Source organism: Micromonospora sp. NPDC047762 (assembly GCF_043204655.1).
Lineage (GTDB): Bacteria > Actinomycetota > Actinomycetes > Mycobacteriales > Micromonosporaceae > Micromonospora.
In genome coordinates, this window is record NZ_JBIDCQ010000001.1 from 20,892 (window position 1) to 36,475 (window position 15,584).

Consider the following 15,584-nt stretch of genomic DNA (forward strand, 5'->3'; position numbering starts at 1 on the left):
CGGTCGGGCAAGCATGTCCCAGAGGCGCGCCGGAGAATCGCCTCAGGGCAGGCTGAGCGTGGAGCCCGAGTAGTCCGGGCCGCCCAGCGCGGGTCGCCGCCGACGGAACAGGATCGCCGCCACCACCCCGCCGAGCAGGCCGAACAGATGCCCCTGCCAGGAGATCCGCTCGTCGGTGGGGAGGATGCCGACCAGTTGCCAGCCGTAGAGCAGACCGACCAGGAGGAAGACCGCGAAGTTCCACCAGCTGCGCTCGACGATGCCTCGGGTGAGCAGGATGCCCAGGTAGCCGAAGATGACACCGCTGGCGCCGACCACCACCGAGTTGGGTGAGCCGGTGAACCACACACCGAGGCCGCTGACCAGGATGATGACCAGTGTCGACCAGAGGAACCGGCGGGCGCCGGCGGCGAGGACGAAGGTGCCCAGCAGGATCAGCGGGATGCTGTTGCTGTAGAGGTGGTCGAAGCCGTGGTGCAGGAACGGGGAGAAGAAGACCCCGTCCAGCCCTTCGATGCGCTGCGGGATGATGCCGGCGGTGGCGTCCAGGCCGAACGCGAGCCCCTGGTCGACGGCCTCGATGAGAAAGAGGAACGGGACCACCGCGCACATGGCGACGAACGCCCGGCCGAGTGAGGCGTAGAACGCCTCGGTGCCGAACCGGAACGGGTCGCCGCTTGACGGGTGCAGGGTCACTCCACAACTGCTATCAGCAAAAGCGGCCGACCGCCACTCACGTCCCGTTCGAGTACGCGCGAAGGCGGGGCGGGTGGAGAGCCACCCGCCCCGCCTTCGAGAGCCGTCAGTAGTGCCCGTTGTTCTGGAAGTAGGTCCAGGCGCCGCAGGGCGTCTTGTACCGGCCCTTGATGTAGCCGAGCCCCCAGATGATCTGGGTGGCCGGGTTGGTGCGCCAGTCGGACGCGACCGAGGCCATCTTGCTGCCCGGCAGGGACTGCGGGATGCCGTACGCGCCGGACGAGGAGTTGTTGGCCTTGTGGTTCCAGCCGCTCTCCTTGGTCCAGAGCTTCTCCAGACAGGGGAACTCCGCGATGCCGAAGCCCTTGTCGATCATCAGGGCACAGCCGACCTTGCGGTTGCCGCTGTATTCCGCGCAGGACGCCGGGATCGGCCCGTCGTACGGCTTGGCGGGTGCGTTGGCGGCGGCGCGCTCGCGCTTACGGGACGCCGCGGCGGCCTCGGCCCTGCGGGCCCGCTCGGCGGCTTCCTTGGCGGCCTGCTTCGCCCGCAGCTTGGCCTGGTACTCGGCGGCCCGCTGCTTGGAGAACTGCACCTGGTGGGCGGCCTGCCGCTCGCGCTGGTACGCGAGGTCGGCCCGGTCGACCTCGAGACTGACCTGCTCGGTCAGACCCTGTTGCTGGGTTTCCCGGTCTTCGCCCAGGTAGAAGCCACCGGCAACGCCCACGGAGAGCAGCGCGACAGCAGCCGTACGGGCGCCCAACCGGCTCCACAGCCGACTCACGAAGTGGTCCCTTCGTCGGGAGCAAGGACGCGGCGCGGCGCAGACCACAGGTGGACCGTCAGCCGTGCCACGAGCGCCCCGACCGGTTGCCGGTCGCGCCGACGCACCGACCTTCGCCGATGTCGTCCGTCTCGCGACGTTCGATCACCAACGATTCCGGTGGTGCGTGGACGCTCGTGGGACACGATTGCGCACAGTGAGGCTGATGGGAAACCAACCAGGCAGTTTGTGATCTGCGCCACACCGATAATGCGGACAAAAGCCCCCATTGTCACCCGTCAGATCGGGATGTCCTCCAAGAGGTCCGTGACCATCGCCGCGATCGGAGATCGCTCCGAACGGCTGAGGGTGACGTGCGCGAAGAGCGGATGACCCTTGAGCGCTTCGATGACAGCCGTCACCCCGTCGTGCCGGCCGACCCGCAGATTGTCCCGCTGGGCCACGTCGTGGGTGAGCACCACCCGGGAGCCCTGCCCGATCCGGGACAGCACGGTCAGCAGCACACCGCGCTCCAGCGACTGGGCCTCGTCCACGATCACGTAGGCGTCGTGCAGGCTGCGTCCGCGGATGTGGGTCAGCGGCAACACCTCGAGGATGCCCCGCGAGGTGACCTCCTCCAGCACGTTCTCGTGCACCACCGCGCCGAGCGTGTCGAAGACCGCCTGGGCCCACGGCGACATCTTCTCCGACTCCGAGCCCGGCAGGTAGCCCAACTCCTGGCCACCGACGGCGTAGAGCGGGCGGAACACGATCACCTTCTTGTGGCGGCGGCGCTCCATCACCGCCTCCAGCCCGGCGCAGAGCGCCAGCGCCGACTTGCCGGTGCCGGCCCGGCCACCCAGTGAGACGATCCCGATCGACTCGTCCAGCAGCAGGTCGAGGGCGACTCGCTGCTCGGCCGAGCGGCCGTGCAGCCCGAACGCCTCCCGGTCGCCCCGAACCAGACGTACCGACTTGTCCGGCAGCACCCGACCGAGTGCGGAGCCACGCCCCGAGTGCAGCACCAGACCGGTGTGGCAGGGCAGCCCGGCCGCCTCGTCGAGGTCGAGCGTCTCGCCGGCGTACAACTGGCCGATCTGCTCCTCGCTCAACTCCATCTCCGACATACCGGTCCAGGTCGGGTCGCTGGCCTGGCCGTGGCGGTACTCGTCGGCGCGCAGTCCAACCGAGGCCGCCTTGACCCGCAACGGCATGTCCTTGCTGACCAGGGTCACCTCCCGCCCTTCGGCGGCGAGGTTGAGCGCGACGGAGAGGATCCGGGCGTCATTGCTCTCGTTGCGGAACCCGGGCGGCAGAACACCGTCGTCGGTGTGGTTGAGCTCCACCCGCAGGGTGCCGCCGACGTCGTTGGCGGGCACCGGACGGTCGAGTCGGCCGTGCCGAACCCGCAGGTCGTCGAGCATCCGCAGCGACTGCCGGGCGAACCAGCCCAGCTCCGGATGGTGCCGCTTTCCCTCCAACTCGGTGATGACCACCAGAGGCAGCACCACTTCGTGCTCCGCGAACCGGTGAAACGCCGCCGGGTCGGAGAGCAGCACCGACGTGTCCAGGACAAAGGCCTGGCCGGCTGGTCGTGGCTCCTTGGGGTCGGCCGGCGCGGCGGCCGCCGAACGGCGGCTCCTGGTGGCTCGGCGGGGCGTGGCAGTCGCGGCCGGGGTTTGGTCGGCACCGGCGATGGTACGGCGAGTCGTCACAGGCCTGCTCCGACGGATGGGCACCCGCCACCCGTGTTCCGCCTCCTCCGGTGCCCGGGGACACGGGGTCGGATGCGGAACCCCATGCGCGAGGTCGCAGATCCGGGCGGACCGGCTGGCTCGGGAGAACCCCGTGCCATGCCTAGACGCTAGCCCCGCCGGACCTTCCCGGCTAGGGGCCGAACGTGGATCTCCCAAGACGCGCTCGTGAACAGCGCTCCGTCGACGCCCGCACCAGTCGAAAGGCACTGTCGCGCACGCGGCGGACCCGGCCGGGATGCATGCCCCCTGCGCGCATCCCGGCCGGTGGGGCCACCGTCACCGGTCTGACGTGGCCCCGACGGTGCGTGTCCGCCGCGGACGACGCACCGCGCTCGTGGCGCCGGTCGGCGGGCAGGCCCGCCGACCGACCTCAACCGGTACGTCGGACGAGCGTGCCGGTCGGGTGCCGCCCGGTGATCGGGGCGGCCGGCGCGCTGAACGACGAGCCGGTGTACGTGGTGCCGGGGCGTTCGACAGCACCGGCGGTGCGGACCACGCCCGCCGGCGAGACCGACAGGGCCGAGGCGATCGCCGCCTGGGCGTCCCGACGACGCCGGTTCCAGGCGCCCCGGTCACCGTCGAAGTAGCCCTGCCGGTAACCGAAGCGGTAGCCGATGCGGTAGCTGAGCTGCCCGTGCAGCCGGCCGGCCGCGTAACTGGTGGCACCGAGCACCAGGACGAGGAACACAGCGAGAAACGGGCTCATCGGGCAGCTCCGGCCGAGCCGGGACGCCAGGTCATCGCTCCTCCGGCTCGATCGTGGTGGGGTCGGCGACGAGCAGCCGGTCCAGGTCGTCGGTGCTGACCTCCTCGACCAGCTCGACGCTGATCCGGCAGCCGTCCAGCACGACTTCGGCCATCGAGGACCGACGGATTTCGCCGCCGGCGTCGTAGACCCGGACGCTCAGCTCCGGGCAGCCGAGATGGGTACGCCAGGCGTTCCACTCGGCACGATCACCGACGCTCAGCGACAGGTAGCGGCAGCCTCGGGCCAGATAGAGGCGCCAGGGGGCGGTCAGCCCCGCGGCGACACCCTCGGCGATCAGCCCGAAGGCCTGGGCGCGGGTGGCGAGCTCGGTCACCACGACCCCCTGGCACCGGGGGCGTGACGCATGTGAGCACCAATCGTCTCATGCACGTGACACACCGTAGATTGTCCCATGGGCGTGACAGTATCAGCTTTTCGTCCGCTTACGTTTGCCACGACGTTCATCTATTCTGCCCGCGTGACACCCCTCAACAGTGGCACTGACTCGTTTACCGGAAATCCGAACCCTTCGTCACGTCCGCGTGACAGTGGCGAGCCGGGGCGCGCACCTGTAGCCGGCTGGTCGTACCGTCACGGAGTGACCGAGACGGCCAATGCGCGGAAGATCGCCTTCGCCACCTTCGTCAGGCGGGCCCTGGACGAGGCGCGGGCGACCCGAGCCTGGAGCGGCACCGAGGTGTCCCGGCGCACCGGCGTCTCCCGGCAGACCATCAACCGCTGGGTCCGGGGCGACTGGGCCAGCGACCCGGAGGCCGAACGGGTGGTCGCCTTCTGCGAGGGCCTGGGGTTGAACCCTGCCGCGGCCTTCGCCGCACTCGGCTGGGACCGCGCCGCAGCCGGCCCCCGCACCGGCCAGGCCGCCCCGCCGATGGACCCCGACGTGGAGGCGCTGCTGCGCCGTCTGGTCGATCCGCAGGTGTCGGACGCGGAGAAGTTCCACATCCGGGAAACCATCAGATACCTCGCATACCGCCCAACGCTGCCGGTCGATGTCCGAAAAAGGGGCAATCAGGCAGGCTAGTTCCTCAGATAGCGAAAGAACGCCTGGTCAGGTTCATTCGTTTGCCTCCGGGGCTGGAACGGGCACGCTAGCGTCCCTATTCGTACTGCTTGGGCTCGTCATCGGCGGGGGGACGGGACAAGGCCGAACCCAGCCCTGCGGGACAGAAGGAGGGGTCTGTCCATGACCCTGAAGTGGTTGGCAGTCGTGGTCGCAACGGTGTCGGTGACACTGTGGGCGACCGGCAACACGGTGACCCTCGCGGTCGACGGCGGGCAGCTGCCGCTGCTCGTCAACCTCTTTGCGCTCATCACCGCCGGCACCGCGGTCGTCCTGGCCGTCGTCGCCGAGCTGCACGAGCGTTTGAACAACCGAATCAGCGCGCTCACCGAGTTCCTGGTGGCACGGCTCAACGAGATCGACAACCACACCGGCGATCGCAACACCGGGTTCGTGGAGGGCTACCTGTTGAGCCACGGCCAGGAAGCCGCGGTGGTGCCGTTCGGCCGGCGCGGACGAGGAGCCGCCGAACGCTGATCGCTTACCGCTCAATGGGTCCGCTCGGCCAGGAATGAGCCTGGATCGCCGGGGTACGCTGACGCGCGTGCCGCCGTTGAATCTGGGAAATCAACAGCCGAGGACCCCGTTGAACGCCGACCAGGCCTGGCGGGTAACCGCCAGCCGGGCGGCCGGGACCGTGCTCTTCTTCGACTTCGACGGCACGCTCGCGCCCGTCGACGACGATCCGACCGCGGTACGCCCGGCGCCCAAGGCGTTGGCCGCGATCGAGGCGCTCGCCCCGGTCGTGCAGCGGGTCGCGATCGTCTCCGCCCGACCCGTCGAGTTCCTTCGGGATCAGCTCGGCGGGCTCGCTGGCGTTGACCTCTACGGCCTCTACGGGCTGGAGCACAGCCATTCCGGCGGCGAGACAGTCACCGAACCGGCCGCGCTGCCCTGGGTGCCGACCATGTCGGAGCTGGCCGACCTGGCTCGGGCGGAACTGCCACCCGGCACGCTTGTGGAGTACAAGCGGCTCTCGGTCGCGCTGCACTGGCGTACCGCCCCGCAACTCGGCGCGACGGTGCAGCAGTGGGGGCAGGCGCAGGCCGACCGTCTGGGGTTGCGCTCGCAGGCCGGGCGGATGGTGCTGGAGCTCAAGCCACCTGTCGACCGGGACAAGGGCATGGTGATCGGCGAGGCGATCAAGGGTGCCACCGGCGCCTGGTACTTCGGCGATGACGTCTCCGACATCAAGGCGTTCGCCGCGCTGCGCGCTCGCGCCACCGCCGACCCGGACTTCCTCGGCGTCTGTGTGGCGGTGGCCAACCCGGAGACCGGCCACGAGGTGGCCAACGCCGCCGACCTGACCATCGAGTCGCCGGCCGCCCTGGGTGACTTCCTCACCCGGGCGCTGACCCACCTGTCCTGAACCGACCTGACCCCAGCGGCGGCCGACGGCGTCGCCGCCGGGTCAGGCGCCGTAGCGGCGTTGCCTGGTGGCGTACGAGCGCAGGGCCCGCAGAAAGTCGATGTGCCGGAAATCCGGCCAGTTGAGCTCGCAGAAGTAGAACTCCGAGTGCGCGGACTGCCAGAGCATGAAACCGGAAAGCCGCTGCTCGCCGCTGGTGCGGATGACCAGGTCCGGGTCGGGCTGGCCGCGGGTGTAGAGGTGTTCGGCGATGTGCTCGACGTCCAGCACCTCGGCCAACTCCTCGATCGTGCCTCCGGTGGCGGCGTGCTCCAGCAGCAGCGAACGGACCGCGTCGGTGATCTCCCGGCGGCCGCCGTAGCCCACCGCGATGTTGACCTCCGCGCCACCGGTGCGCTCACGGGTGCGCTCCTCGGCGCCCTTGAGTGCCGCCGCAGTCTGCGCCGGCAGCAGGTCGAGCGCTCCGACGATGCGCAGTCGCCAGGGGTTGCCCTCCTCGGAGAGCTCCACCACCAGGTCCTCAATGATCTTGAGGAGTGGGTCCAGCTCGGCGGCCGGACGGCGCAGGTTGTCCGTGGCCAGCAGGTAGAGGGTCACGTGCCCGACGCCGGCCTGGTCACACCAGCCGAGGACGTGCTTGATCTTCGCCGCGCCGACCCGGTGCCCGTCGTTCGGGTCGACGAAGCCCATCTCCCTCGCCCATCGGCGGTTGCCGTCGCACATCACCCCGACGTGCCGGGGCACCGGCTTACCCGCGAGCTTCGCCGTGAGCCGGCGCTCGTACACGGAGTAGATAAGGTTCCGCAGCGTCATCACCTAGCAGCGTAGCGACCCTTGCGCCAGTTCACTGCCTCGGAGCCCCATCCCCGCCGCCCAGACCGACACCGATCAGTGCGAGCGTACGAGCGGTGAGGCGTCCGTCACCCAGCCCCAGCTCGACCACGTCGTAGAACACCCGGTCGTCCCGACGGGCGGCCCGGACCGCCGCGTCCACCACCCGACGTCGCCGGGCCAACCACGCCGCTACCGAACTGTGCCGCAGGTGGGTGCCGAGGCGGCGACGCAACCCGTCGGCGTAGCGGCCAGCCGCGCCCTCAGGCGACCGGGCCGCCGCCGACCCGGCGAGCGCGCCGGAGAGCAACGCGTAGAAGATCCCCTCCCCCGTGAACGGGTTGATCAGTGACAGGGCGTCCCCGGCCAGCAGGGTGCGCCCACGCCCCGGCGACGGCCGGTGGGTGGAGAGCGGCAGGTGATGCGCGCGCAACGCGGTCACGGTCGCCAGATCGGTGCCGGGCAGCAGCGCGGCCAGCCGGTCCAGCAGGTACGCGCGGCTCAGCGGCTCACCGCGCAGGACCTCCCCGTATCCGACGTTCGCCCGGCCGTCACCGATCGGGAACGACCAGGCGTACGCCGGCCAACGCGCCTTCGAGGTGACGATGAGCTGCTCGGACGGGCCGGGCAGAGCCGGGGCGTACCCCCGGATGGCCAGCGCGAGGTGTCGGTCGGGATTCTGCGGATGGCCGAGCGCCCGACGTACCACCGAGCCGGCGCCGTCCGCGCCGATCACCACCCGGCCGGACACCTGCCCGTCGAGCACCACCCGGTCCGCGCGCGGTTCGACCTGGCGCACCGTGTGCCGGCGCAGCTGCGCGCCGGCGGCCACCGCGGCCGCCACCAGCCGCGCGTCGAAAACCTCCCGGGGCACTGTGTACGCGGGTCGGGGCAGCGCCCGAGCGACCGCACCGCCACCCGGCGAGACCATGCGTAACGCCGGCAGTGGCGCGTAACCCGCCACCGCCTCGGTCACCCCCAGCTCGGCGAGCACGTCCACCGAGTGCGCGGCGATCCCGTCACCACACGCCTTGTCCCGGGGAAAGTCGGCCCGGTCCAGCAGCAGCACGCTGGCACCGGCCCGGCGCGCCGTCAGCGCGGCTGCCGCCCCGGCCGGTCCCGCCCCCACCACCACCACGTCGAACTCGTCGCCCACCACGAGCCTCCTCCCAGTCCGCCGCGTCGCGGCCGCTCCCGCCGGGCGACCCGGTCGGCCCCGCGGCCGACCGCCGCGACGATTTCCGCAGCTCGCCCCGACGTCGACACTGTGACCGACGCCACCCGCCATCCTGCCCCCTGGCCGCCCGCGAAGAACGCTCCCGCACCCGGCCGGCCAATCTCACCCACCCCACCTTTGCTCTGCACCCGCGGATGCGACGGTTACCGTCCGCGACTGTCGCCTATTGGGGTGCAGAGCAAAGGACGGTGCAGAGCAGACGAGGGGATGGGCAGGTGCTGGGCCGCGGTCGGCCGCCGGGTCGGCACCCGGAGGCGTCGGTGCGGGGGCGCCGCCGCCGTCAAGGTCGGGGTTCAGGTCCGGCGTCGTCGGGGGCGCGAGCGGCGCGGCGAAGGCCGTACAGGGTCAGCCCTGCCGCCGCCACCAGGGGGCCTCCGTCGCGGACCAGGCCGTCTACACCCAGCAGCCACCAGCACAGCGGCAGATCCACGGCGAGTACGGCCACAGTGACGACGACCAGCAGGCCACGTGCCCAGTCCTTGCCCCGCATCAGGAACGCTGTGCAGAACAGCACCGCGTAGCTGGCCGTGATGCCCGCACCGAACCAGAACAGCACGGCCGGCACCGCGGTCAGTCGACCATCCAGGATGGAACCGCCGGCGACCAGTGCCGGCACCAGCATCAGCGGGCTGTAGGTGAAGGCAGCCACCCGGCTGGTCAACAACCAGGCACTGGCCTGTGGTCGGCGTGGCGGCGTCTCCCGCCAGGAGATGCCATCCCGGTCGATGACGAGGCGTGGACGGTGCCGGACCAGGTGCGCTGCCAACGCCGACGAGCGGTAGAGCAGCCAGACCACCGCGACGCAGAGCGCCGTGAGAATGGCGAAGCCGAGCAGGCCGGGCAGCGGCGGCACGCCCTGCCGGGGCACGATGAGCCGGCCGACCGCGAAGATCGTGGTGACCGCGAGGATCAGCCCGAACGGGCGGGCCGCCGTACGACCCCGTCGCACGTGGCCGATCAGCAGCAGGAAGCCGAACGAGCGCAGCATGGCCCAGCCGGTCCGTACCGCGAGCCCGAATCCCTGCTCCGGGGCGTACCACCAGTTGAGCAGCTCGACCACGACGGTGGCCGCCGCCGTCGTCGCCAGCAGGATGGTGAGCACCCGGACGGCGGACGGCCGCCGGACCTGTGTCTCGGCGGCCGTCCTCATGAAATCCGATGTTGCCCGCGAAGGGTCTCGTTCACACCTACCGCTGCGGTTGCGCGGCGTCCAGGCGGGCGCGCAACGCGTCCAACTCGGCCCAGAGCACGCCGGGCAGCTTGTCACCGAACTTTTCGAACCACTCGGTGATCATCGGCAGCTCGTTACGCCACTCGTCCGGGTCGACCTTCAGCGCGATCCGAACATCCTCCGGGGTCATGTCCAGGCCCTCGACGTCCAGGGCGTCCGGCGCGGGGACCATGCCGACCGGCGTCTCGACCGCGTCGGCAGTGCCCTCGATCCGCTCGACGACCCACTTGAGCACCCGGGAGTTCTCCCCGAAGCCCGGCCAGAGGAACGAGCCGTCCGGGTCCTTGCGGAACCAGTTGACGTAGTAGATCTTCGGCAGCTTCGCCTCGTCGCCGTCGGTGCCCTTGCCCATCTCGATCCAGTGCCGGAAGTAGTCCCCGGCGTGGTAGCCGATGAACGGCAGCATCGCCATCGGGTCCCGCCGGACCACGCCGACGGCTCCGGACGCGGCGGCGGTGGTCTCCGAGGAGAGCGTGGCACCCATGTAGACGCCGTGCACCCAGTCGCGGGCCTCGGTCACCAGCGGCACGGTGTCCTTGCGGCGTCCACCGAAGAGGATCGCGTCGATCGGCACGCCGTTCGGGTCGAAGTACTCGTCGGCGAGGATCGGGCACTGCGTGATCGGGGTGCAGAACCGGCTGTTCGCGTGGGAGGACAGGCTGTCGCTCTCCGGCGTCCAGTCGTTGCCCTTCCAGTCGATCAGGTGTGCCGGCGGCTCGCCCATGCCCTCCCACCAGACGTCGCCGTCGTCGGTCAGGCCGACGTTGGTGAAGACGGAGTTGCCCCGGTCCAGCGTGCGCATGGCGTTGGCGTTGGTCTTCCAGTCGGTGCCGGGCGCGACGCCGAACAGGCCGTACTCGGGGTTGACGGCGTAGAGGCGGCCGTCCGGGCCGAACCGCATCCAGGCGATGTCGTCGCCGATGGTCTCGACCTTCCAGCCGGGAATCGTCGGCTCCACCATGGCGAGGTTGGTCTTGCCGCAGGCGGACGGGAAGGCGCCGGCGATGTGGTAGACCTTGCCCTCCGGCGAGGTGATCTTGAGGATCAGCATGTGCTCGGCGAGCCAGCCCTCGTCGCGGCCCATCACGCTGGCGATCCGCAGCGAGTAGCACTTCTTGCCCAGCAGCGAGTTGCCGCCGTAACCCGAGCCGTACGACCAGATCTCCCGGCTCTCCGGGAAGTGCGAGATGTACTTGGTGTCGTTGCACGGCCAGGCGACATCCTGCTGGCCGGGAGCGAGCGGCGCGCCGATCGAGTGCAGCGCGTGCACGAAGTCCGCGTCGTCGCCCATGGCCTCCAGGACCCGGGTGCCCATCCGCGTCATGATGCGCATCGAGGCGACCACGTACGGGCTGTCGGTGATCTCGACACCGAACATCGGGGACTCGGCCTCGACCGGCCCCATGACGAACGGGATGACGTACATGGTGCGACCGCGCATGGAGCCCCGGTACAAATCCGTCATCGTCCGCTTCATCTCGGCCGGCGCCATCCAGTTGTTGGTGGGGCCGGCGTCCGCCTCGTCGACGGAACAGATGTAGGTGCGTTCCTCGACCCGGGCGACGTCCGTCGGGTCGGTGCGCGCGTAGAACGAGTTGGGCTTCTTCTCCGGGTTGAGCCGGATCAGGGTGCCGGCCTCGACCAGCTCATCGGTGAGGCGGCGCCACTCCTCGTCGGACCCGTCCACCCAGACGACACGGTCGGGGGTGGTCAGTTCCGCGACCTCACGGACCCAGGCGAGCAGTTTCGGATGGGACGTCGGGGCCTGATCGATACCCCGCACAACAGCCGGAGCAACCATGACACATCTCCTTGTGGTCGACGCTGACCGATCTATGGGATGCACGAGACTCAGCGGCGCGATGCGTCGCCTTCGTGGAAACCTGGGATTGGCCTCAGCGTAAACCGGGCAGCCTTCCGAGTCAGTGGGACAGGTTGTGAAGAACTGCACAAGCTACGGCCTCGCTGCGGCATCACGAGCTGATACCCGCTTTCCCGCGCAGTTTCACGCAAATCTTGTTGTGCACCCCGGCGGACGCTTGTTGCGGTCGGGCCGTTGACCTGCCCCGCCGACCGATGCGGTGATTCCCGTTCCGCAGCGGCTCAGTCCTCCCAATTGGTTACGCTCTGTGCAGTGGTTACGTACACGGTGCTGGGCCCCTCCGGGAGACCACGCCCGCTTGCCGTTGCTACCCCTCTGACTGGCCGGCAGCCGGTAGGCTCCCCCCGTGGCCGCCACGATGACCGGGGAACAACCGGGTCCCCGGCAGACCCGACGGGGTCTCGTCGGCTTACTCCTCGACCGCTTCGGTCACCTCATCCGCGAGATGGGCAAGTTCGCCACCGTGGGTGGTTTCGCGTTCCTCGTCGACTTCGCGCTCTTCAACTACCTGACGAGCAGGCACGGCGTCGAAGAGTTGACGGCGAAGACGATCTCCACGGTGATCGCGGCGTCCGTCGCCTTCGTGGGCAACCGGTTCTGGACGTGGCGGCACCGTCAGCGCAACAACGCGGCCCGCGAGTACGCGCTGTTCTTCTTCTTCAACGCGGTCGGTCTCGGCATCACGGTGGCCTGCCTCGCGCTCAGCCGCTACGGGCTCGGGGCCATCTGGCCGGACGTGTTCCAGACGCGCCTGGCGGACAATCTCGCCAGCTACATCGTCGGTACGGGATTCGCCACGCTGTTTCGATTCTGGTCGTACCGGCGGTTCGTCTTCGTCGAAGCGGGAACCCCGACCCTTCCGCAGGTGGATCCCGACCGTGACCACGGGGCGTGACCTGCCGCCCACCTCGTTCGGCCGGTGATCGCCGGCCGCACCGACTGCCCTAAGGTGTTTCGCATGCGTCTTGTCCGCCTGCTGCCTGAGCGCTGGCAGAAGTTCATCCACGAGGCGCTCAAGTTCGGCATCGTCGGCGGCATCAACACCGTCATCAATTACGCGGTGTTCAATGCCCTTGCACTGACCGTTTTCGTCAATGGTCAGTTGAAGGCGACAGTGATCGCGACGATCGTCGCCACCATCACGTCGTACCTCATGAATCGGCACTGGACGTACCGTGATCGCCCGAAATCGGCGCTTCGCCGGGAATATCTGCTTTTCTTCCTATTCAACGGCGCTGGCCTGCTCATTGAGCTGGGGGCTGTGGCGGCGGCGAAGTACGGTCTCGGCGTACACGGCCTGCTGGCACTGAATCTGGCCAAGACCGTCGGCGTCCTGCTGGCCACGCTGTTCCGGTTCTGGTCATACCGCACGTTCGTCTTCCAACCCGTCGCGCCGGCCGAGGACGAGCCCGCGAAGCCTGACTCCACCTGGCACAGCATTCCGCGAGACGAGTGGGACACCATGGCGGAGATGGACCCGGTCGCCGAGTTGGCGGAATCGGTGTCCGAGCTGGAGGAGGCGGAGTCAGCGCAACGCAACGACCCGCCAGCCGGCGCACCGACTCAGGGTCGGCTCCCGCGGCTGAGCGTCAGCCCCGCCGTCGACCTGGACGCGGAACTCGCCGCGGAGCTGCACGTCGGCACCCGTCGCGCGCCCCGCCGGTGACGACACCCGACGCCCGCTCCGGCACGGGGCGACCCGCCGAGCTGTTCTTCGAGGATCTCGTCCCGGGGCTCACCGTCGATCTTGGCGTGGTCACCGTGGACGGCGACGAGATGGTCGCCTTCGCTCGCCGCTTCGACCCGCAGTGGTACCACGTCGACCCCGACCTGGCTGCGGCGAGCCGACACGGTGGTCTGATCGCCAGCGGCTTCTACACGGTCAGCCTGTTCATGCGCGCGTACGTCGACCACCTGCTGTCCCGGGCCGCCGCGGACGCCTCCCCCGGCCTGGAGGAGCTGCGTTGGCTCGCCCCGGTGCGGGCCGGCGACCGGCTCGCGGTCCGGGTCGACGTGATGGGAGCCCGGCCGTCGACTGCCCGCCCCGGGCTCGGCACCGTCAGCCTCACCGGCACCATGCTGCGCCTCGGCCCGGACGACCGGCCCGAGCAGGAGGTGCTGCGGACCCGCTTCCGTGGCTGGTTCGCCGTGCGACCGGTCGAGGCCGACCCCGCCGAAGCCACGCCGACCGACGCTGACCGGCCCGCAGCTGACCAGCCCGACAGCGGCCCGACCGCAGCAGACCCGTCCACCGTCGGGTCGTCCCAGACCGACCCGACGAAGAGCAGCGGCCCACCCGACTGACCCGCCCCCGACGGTGTGCCAGGGGCGGGTCTCCACCGGCCCGGATCAGGTCGTGGTGTCGCGAAGCGGCTTGCCGTCCTGCATGTCGGCGAGCATGTCGCGCATCTCGCCATCGCCCAGCGAGTGCTTGTCGTGCTGTGCCTCGACCAGCTCGTACAGGGTGGTCTGCACCTTCCCGACGTCCGGCACGTCGGCGAGCACCGACTGGCCGCGCTCACCGGCCGACTCGATGGTGAGCGTCCCGCAGCCGAGCAGACGCTCGACGAAACGCTGGTTCATCGAGTGGTCGTTGACCCGGGCGAGCGGGAGGTCCCGCCGGTCCCGGGAGAGCACACCCTGCTGAAGCAGGACTCGCTCGTTCGTGAACAGGTAGTGGGTGGTGCGCCAGACCAGGAACGGCCACAGGCCGAGCCAGAGCACCGCGACCAGGGCGATCGCCCCGATCACGGCCAGCGCGACCGAACCGCCGCCACTCTCGGGCAACAGGAGCACGCCGACCACCACCGCGGCGATGGCCAGCACCAGCACCGCGATCGGCCGGATCAACGCCTTCCAGTGCGGGTGCAGGTGCAGCACGACGTGCTCGTCCTCGGTGAGCACGTCCTCGGGAAACGCCACGGGAACCTCCAACGCGATTTTCTGGACGCGCAGACGGTAAACCCCCCAGGCCCCACCACAACATCCGCCGCGCGGGCCCACTCGGCTCTACGTGATCTTGCCCGTCCTCAGCGGAGGTGCAGGACGTCGCCGGCGGCCAGGGTTCGGGCGCCGGTCGACGTGGTGACCATCAGTTGGCCGTCCGGGTCCACTCCGGTGGCGGTGCCGGTCAGGGAGTCGCCGTCGGGGAGCAGGACGCGTACCTCGCGCCCGATCGTCGCGCAGGCCTCCAGGTAGGCGTCGCGCAGGCCGCTGGCCACCGCGTCGCCGCCCGCCGAACGCCAACGGTCGTACCAGTCGGCCACCGCCCGCAGCAGCGCCCGCAGCAGCGGATCCCGATCGGTGGCCACCGCGCCGGCCAACTGGAGCGAGGTGGCCGGCAGCCCGGTCGGATTCACCGGCAACTCGTCGGCGCGCAACGTCACGTTGAGCCCGATGCCCAGCACGATCGCCGGCGGTTGGTCCGGCGCCCGTCCCGGCACCGCCTCGGCCAGCACGCCCGCGCACTTCGCGTCGTCGATCAGCAGGTCGTTCGGCCACTTGAGGGTGGCTTCCAGCTCGGCCAGCCGGGCCACCGCCTCCACCAACGCCACGCCGGCCAGCAACGGCAGCCACCCGTACCCGGTGGGTGTCGCCGGCAGCCAGCCGCGGTCCGGCACAGCCTCTCCGGGCCGCAGCAGGACGCTCGTCGCGATGCCGGCCCGCGCCGGCGACTGCCAGACCCGCCCGCGCCGGCCGCGCCCCGCGGTCTGCCGCTCGGCGACCACGACCAGGCCCTCGGGCTCGTCGGCCCGCGCGGCCTCGGCCACGTCAGCGTTGGTGGAGCCGGTCTCGACACGCAGCTCCAGTCGGGCCCACGGCCCGTTCGGCGCTGTCAACGCGCGGCGCAGCCGGGCCGCCGACAGCGGCGGCCGGTCCAGATCGGTGTACGGGGAGCCCGACATTCCGCCAGCCTACGGCGGTGCTCCGGGCGACACTGAGGCGTACTGCACAGCGGCACCCACCTGAACCATCGTTATATTCCCTGG

The 15,584-nt window shown here is 70.2% G+C and carries 17 protein-coding genes; 6 read left to right on the forward strand and 11 right to left on the reverse strand.

Annotated elements, in window-relative coordinates; all coding sequences use genetic code 11:
• Positions 1 to 42: 42 nt before the first annotated feature.
• The 5 genes from ACGF3C_RS00085 to ACGF3C_RS00105 all read right to left on the reverse strand — a co-directional run bounded on the left by ACGF3C_RS00085 (position 43) and on the right by ACGF3C_RS00105 (position 4,298).
• On the reverse strand, positions 43 to 696 hold the full coding sequence (locus tag ACGF3C_RS00085; protein WP_355009440.1) for a rhomboid family intramembrane serine protease: 654 nt from the start codon (positions 694 to 696) through the stop codon (positions 43 to 45).
• A 106-nt stretch (positions 697 to 802) separates the two neighbouring features.
• Entirely contained in the window at positions 803 to 1,480 is a 678-nt protein-coding gene (locus tag ACGF3C_RS00090; RefSeq protein WP_357221191.1) for a lytic transglycosylase domain-containing protein, read from the reverse strand.
• A 278-nt stretch (positions 1,481 to 1,758) separates the two neighbouring features.
• The gene (locus ACGF3C_RS00095; RefSeq protein ID WP_357202766.1) at positions 1,759 to 3,174 is read right to left on the reverse strand and encodes a PhoH family protein; all 1,416 of its coding nucleotides are present in this window, start codon (positions 3,172 to 3,174) and stop codon (positions 1,759 to 1,761) included.
• A 412-nt stretch (positions 3,175 to 3,586) separates the two neighbouring features.
• Positions 3,587 to 3,922: a hypothetical protein gene (locus tag ACGF3C_RS00100; protein WP_357198029.1), complete on the reverse strand. Its 336-nt coding sequence runs from the start codon at positions 3,920 to 3,922 to the stop codon at positions 3,587 to 3,589.
• Positions 3,923 to 3,953: 31 nt separating this feature from the next.
• Positions 3,954 to 4,298 carry a hypothetical protein gene (locus ACGF3C_RS00105; protein ID WP_110562608.1) on the reverse strand — a complete coding sequence of 115 codons (345 nt, stop codon included), beginning with the start codon at positions 4,296 to 4,298 and terminating at the stop codon, positions 3,954 to 3,956.
• A gap of 264 nt (positions 4,299 to 4,562) precedes the next feature.
• Here ACGF3C_RS00105 and ACGF3C_RS00110 point away from each other — a divergent pair, with 264 nt between their 5' ends.
• The 3 genes from ACGF3C_RS00110 to otsB all read left to right on the forward strand — a co-directional run bounded on the left by ACGF3C_RS00110 (position 4,563) and on the right by otsB (position 6,414).
• Positions 4,563 to 5,006 (forward strand): XRE family transcriptional regulator, encoded by a 444-nt coding sequence (locus tag ACGF3C_RS00110; RefSeq protein WP_091394342.1) that lies wholly within the window; start codon positions 4,563 to 4,565, stop codon positions 5,004 to 5,006.
• 162 nt (positions 5,007 to 5,168) lie between these two features.
• Complete coding sequence (locus ACGF3C_RS00115; protein ID WP_210784414.1) at positions 5,169 to 5,522, forward strand: hypothetical protein; 354 nt, start codon at positions 5,169 to 5,171, stop codon at positions 5,520 to 5,522.
• 67 nt (positions 5,523 to 5,589) lie between these two features.
• A complete protein-coding gene (gene otsB, locus ACGF3C_RS00120; RefSeq protein WP_357198025.1) occupies positions 5,590 to 6,414 on the forward strand; it encodes a trehalose-phosphatase in 825 nt (274 codons plus the stop codon).
• Between the two features lie 42 nt (positions 6,415 to 6,456).
• Here otsB and ACGF3C_RS00125 read toward each other — a convergent pair whose 3' ends face one another.
• The 4 genes from ACGF3C_RS00125 to ACGF3C_RS00140 all read right to left on the reverse strand — a co-directional run bounded on the left by ACGF3C_RS00125 (position 6,457) and on the right by ACGF3C_RS00140 (position 11,514).
• Positions 6,457 to 7,227 carry an isoprenyl transferase gene (locus tag ACGF3C_RS00125; RefSeq protein ID WP_091394347.1) on the reverse strand — a complete coding sequence of 257 codons (771 nt, stop codon included), beginning with the start codon at positions 7,225 to 7,227 and terminating at the stop codon, positions 6,457 to 6,459.
• Between the two features lie 31 nt (positions 7,228 to 7,258).
• Positions 7,259 to 8,401, reverse strand: a complete 1,143-nt coding sequence (locus tag ACGF3C_RS00130; protein ID WP_393217398.1) for a geranylgeranyl reductase family protein — start codon at positions 8,399 to 8,401, stop codon at positions 7,259 to 7,261.
• A gap of 361 nt (positions 8,402 to 8,762) precedes the next feature.
• The gene (locus ACGF3C_RS00135) at positions 8,763 to 9,632 is read right to left on the reverse strand and encodes a hypothetical protein (protein ID WP_357221187.1); all 870 of its coding nucleotides are present in this window, start codon (positions 9,630 to 9,632) and stop codon (positions 8,763 to 8,765) included.
• Between the two features lie 37 nt (positions 9,633 to 9,669).
• Positions 9,670 to 11,514 carry a phosphoenolpyruvate carboxykinase (GTP) gene (locus ACGF3C_RS00140; RefSeq protein WP_357221185.1) on the reverse strand — a complete coding sequence of 615 codons (1,845 nt, stop codon included), beginning with the start codon at positions 11,512 to 11,514 and terminating at the stop codon, positions 9,670 to 9,672.
• A gap of 439 nt (positions 11,515 to 11,953) precedes the next feature.
• On the opposite strand from ACGF3C_RS00140, the gene ACGF3C_RS00145 reads away from it, so the two are divergent.
• From ACGF3C_RS00145 to ACGF3C_RS00155, 3 genes are all read left to right on the forward strand, one after another.
• A complete protein-coding gene (locus ACGF3C_RS00145) occupies positions 11,954 to 12,490 on the forward strand; it encodes a GtrA family protein (RefSeq protein ID WP_393219005.1) in 537 nt (178 codons plus the stop codon).
• Positions 12,491 to 12,553: 63 nt separating this feature from the next.
• On the forward strand, positions 12,554 to 13,261 hold the full coding sequence (locus tag ACGF3C_RS00150) for a GtrA family protein (RefSeq protein ID WP_387351813.1): 708 nt from the start codon (positions 12,554 to 12,556) through the stop codon (positions 13,259 to 13,261).
• A complete protein-coding gene (locus tag ACGF3C_RS00155; RefSeq protein ID WP_393217401.1) occupies positions 13,258 to 13,899 on the forward strand; it encodes a MaoC/PaaZ C-terminal domain-containing protein in 642 nt (213 codons plus the stop codon). The genes ACGF3C_RS00150 and ACGF3C_RS00155 overlap by 4 nt, the downstream gene beginning before the upstream one ends.
• A gap of 45 nt (positions 13,900 to 13,944) precedes the next feature.
• On the opposite strand, the gene ACGF3C_RS00160 is transcribed toward ACGF3C_RS00155, so the two are convergent.
• Positions 13,945 to 14,517: a PH domain-containing protein gene (locus ACGF3C_RS00160; protein WP_357198008.1), complete on the reverse strand. Its 573-nt coding sequence runs from the start codon at positions 14,515 to 14,517 to the stop codon at positions 13,945 to 13,947.
• Positions 14,518 to 14,624: 107 nt separating this feature from the next.
• The gene (locus ACGF3C_RS00165; RefSeq protein ID WP_393217404.1) at positions 14,625 to 15,500 is read right to left on the reverse strand and encodes a biotin--[acetyl-CoA-carboxylase] ligase; all 876 of its coding nucleotides are present in this window, start codon (positions 15,498 to 15,500) and stop codon (positions 14,625 to 14,627) included.
• Between the last annotated feature and the right edge of the window lie 84 nt (positions 15,501 to 15,584).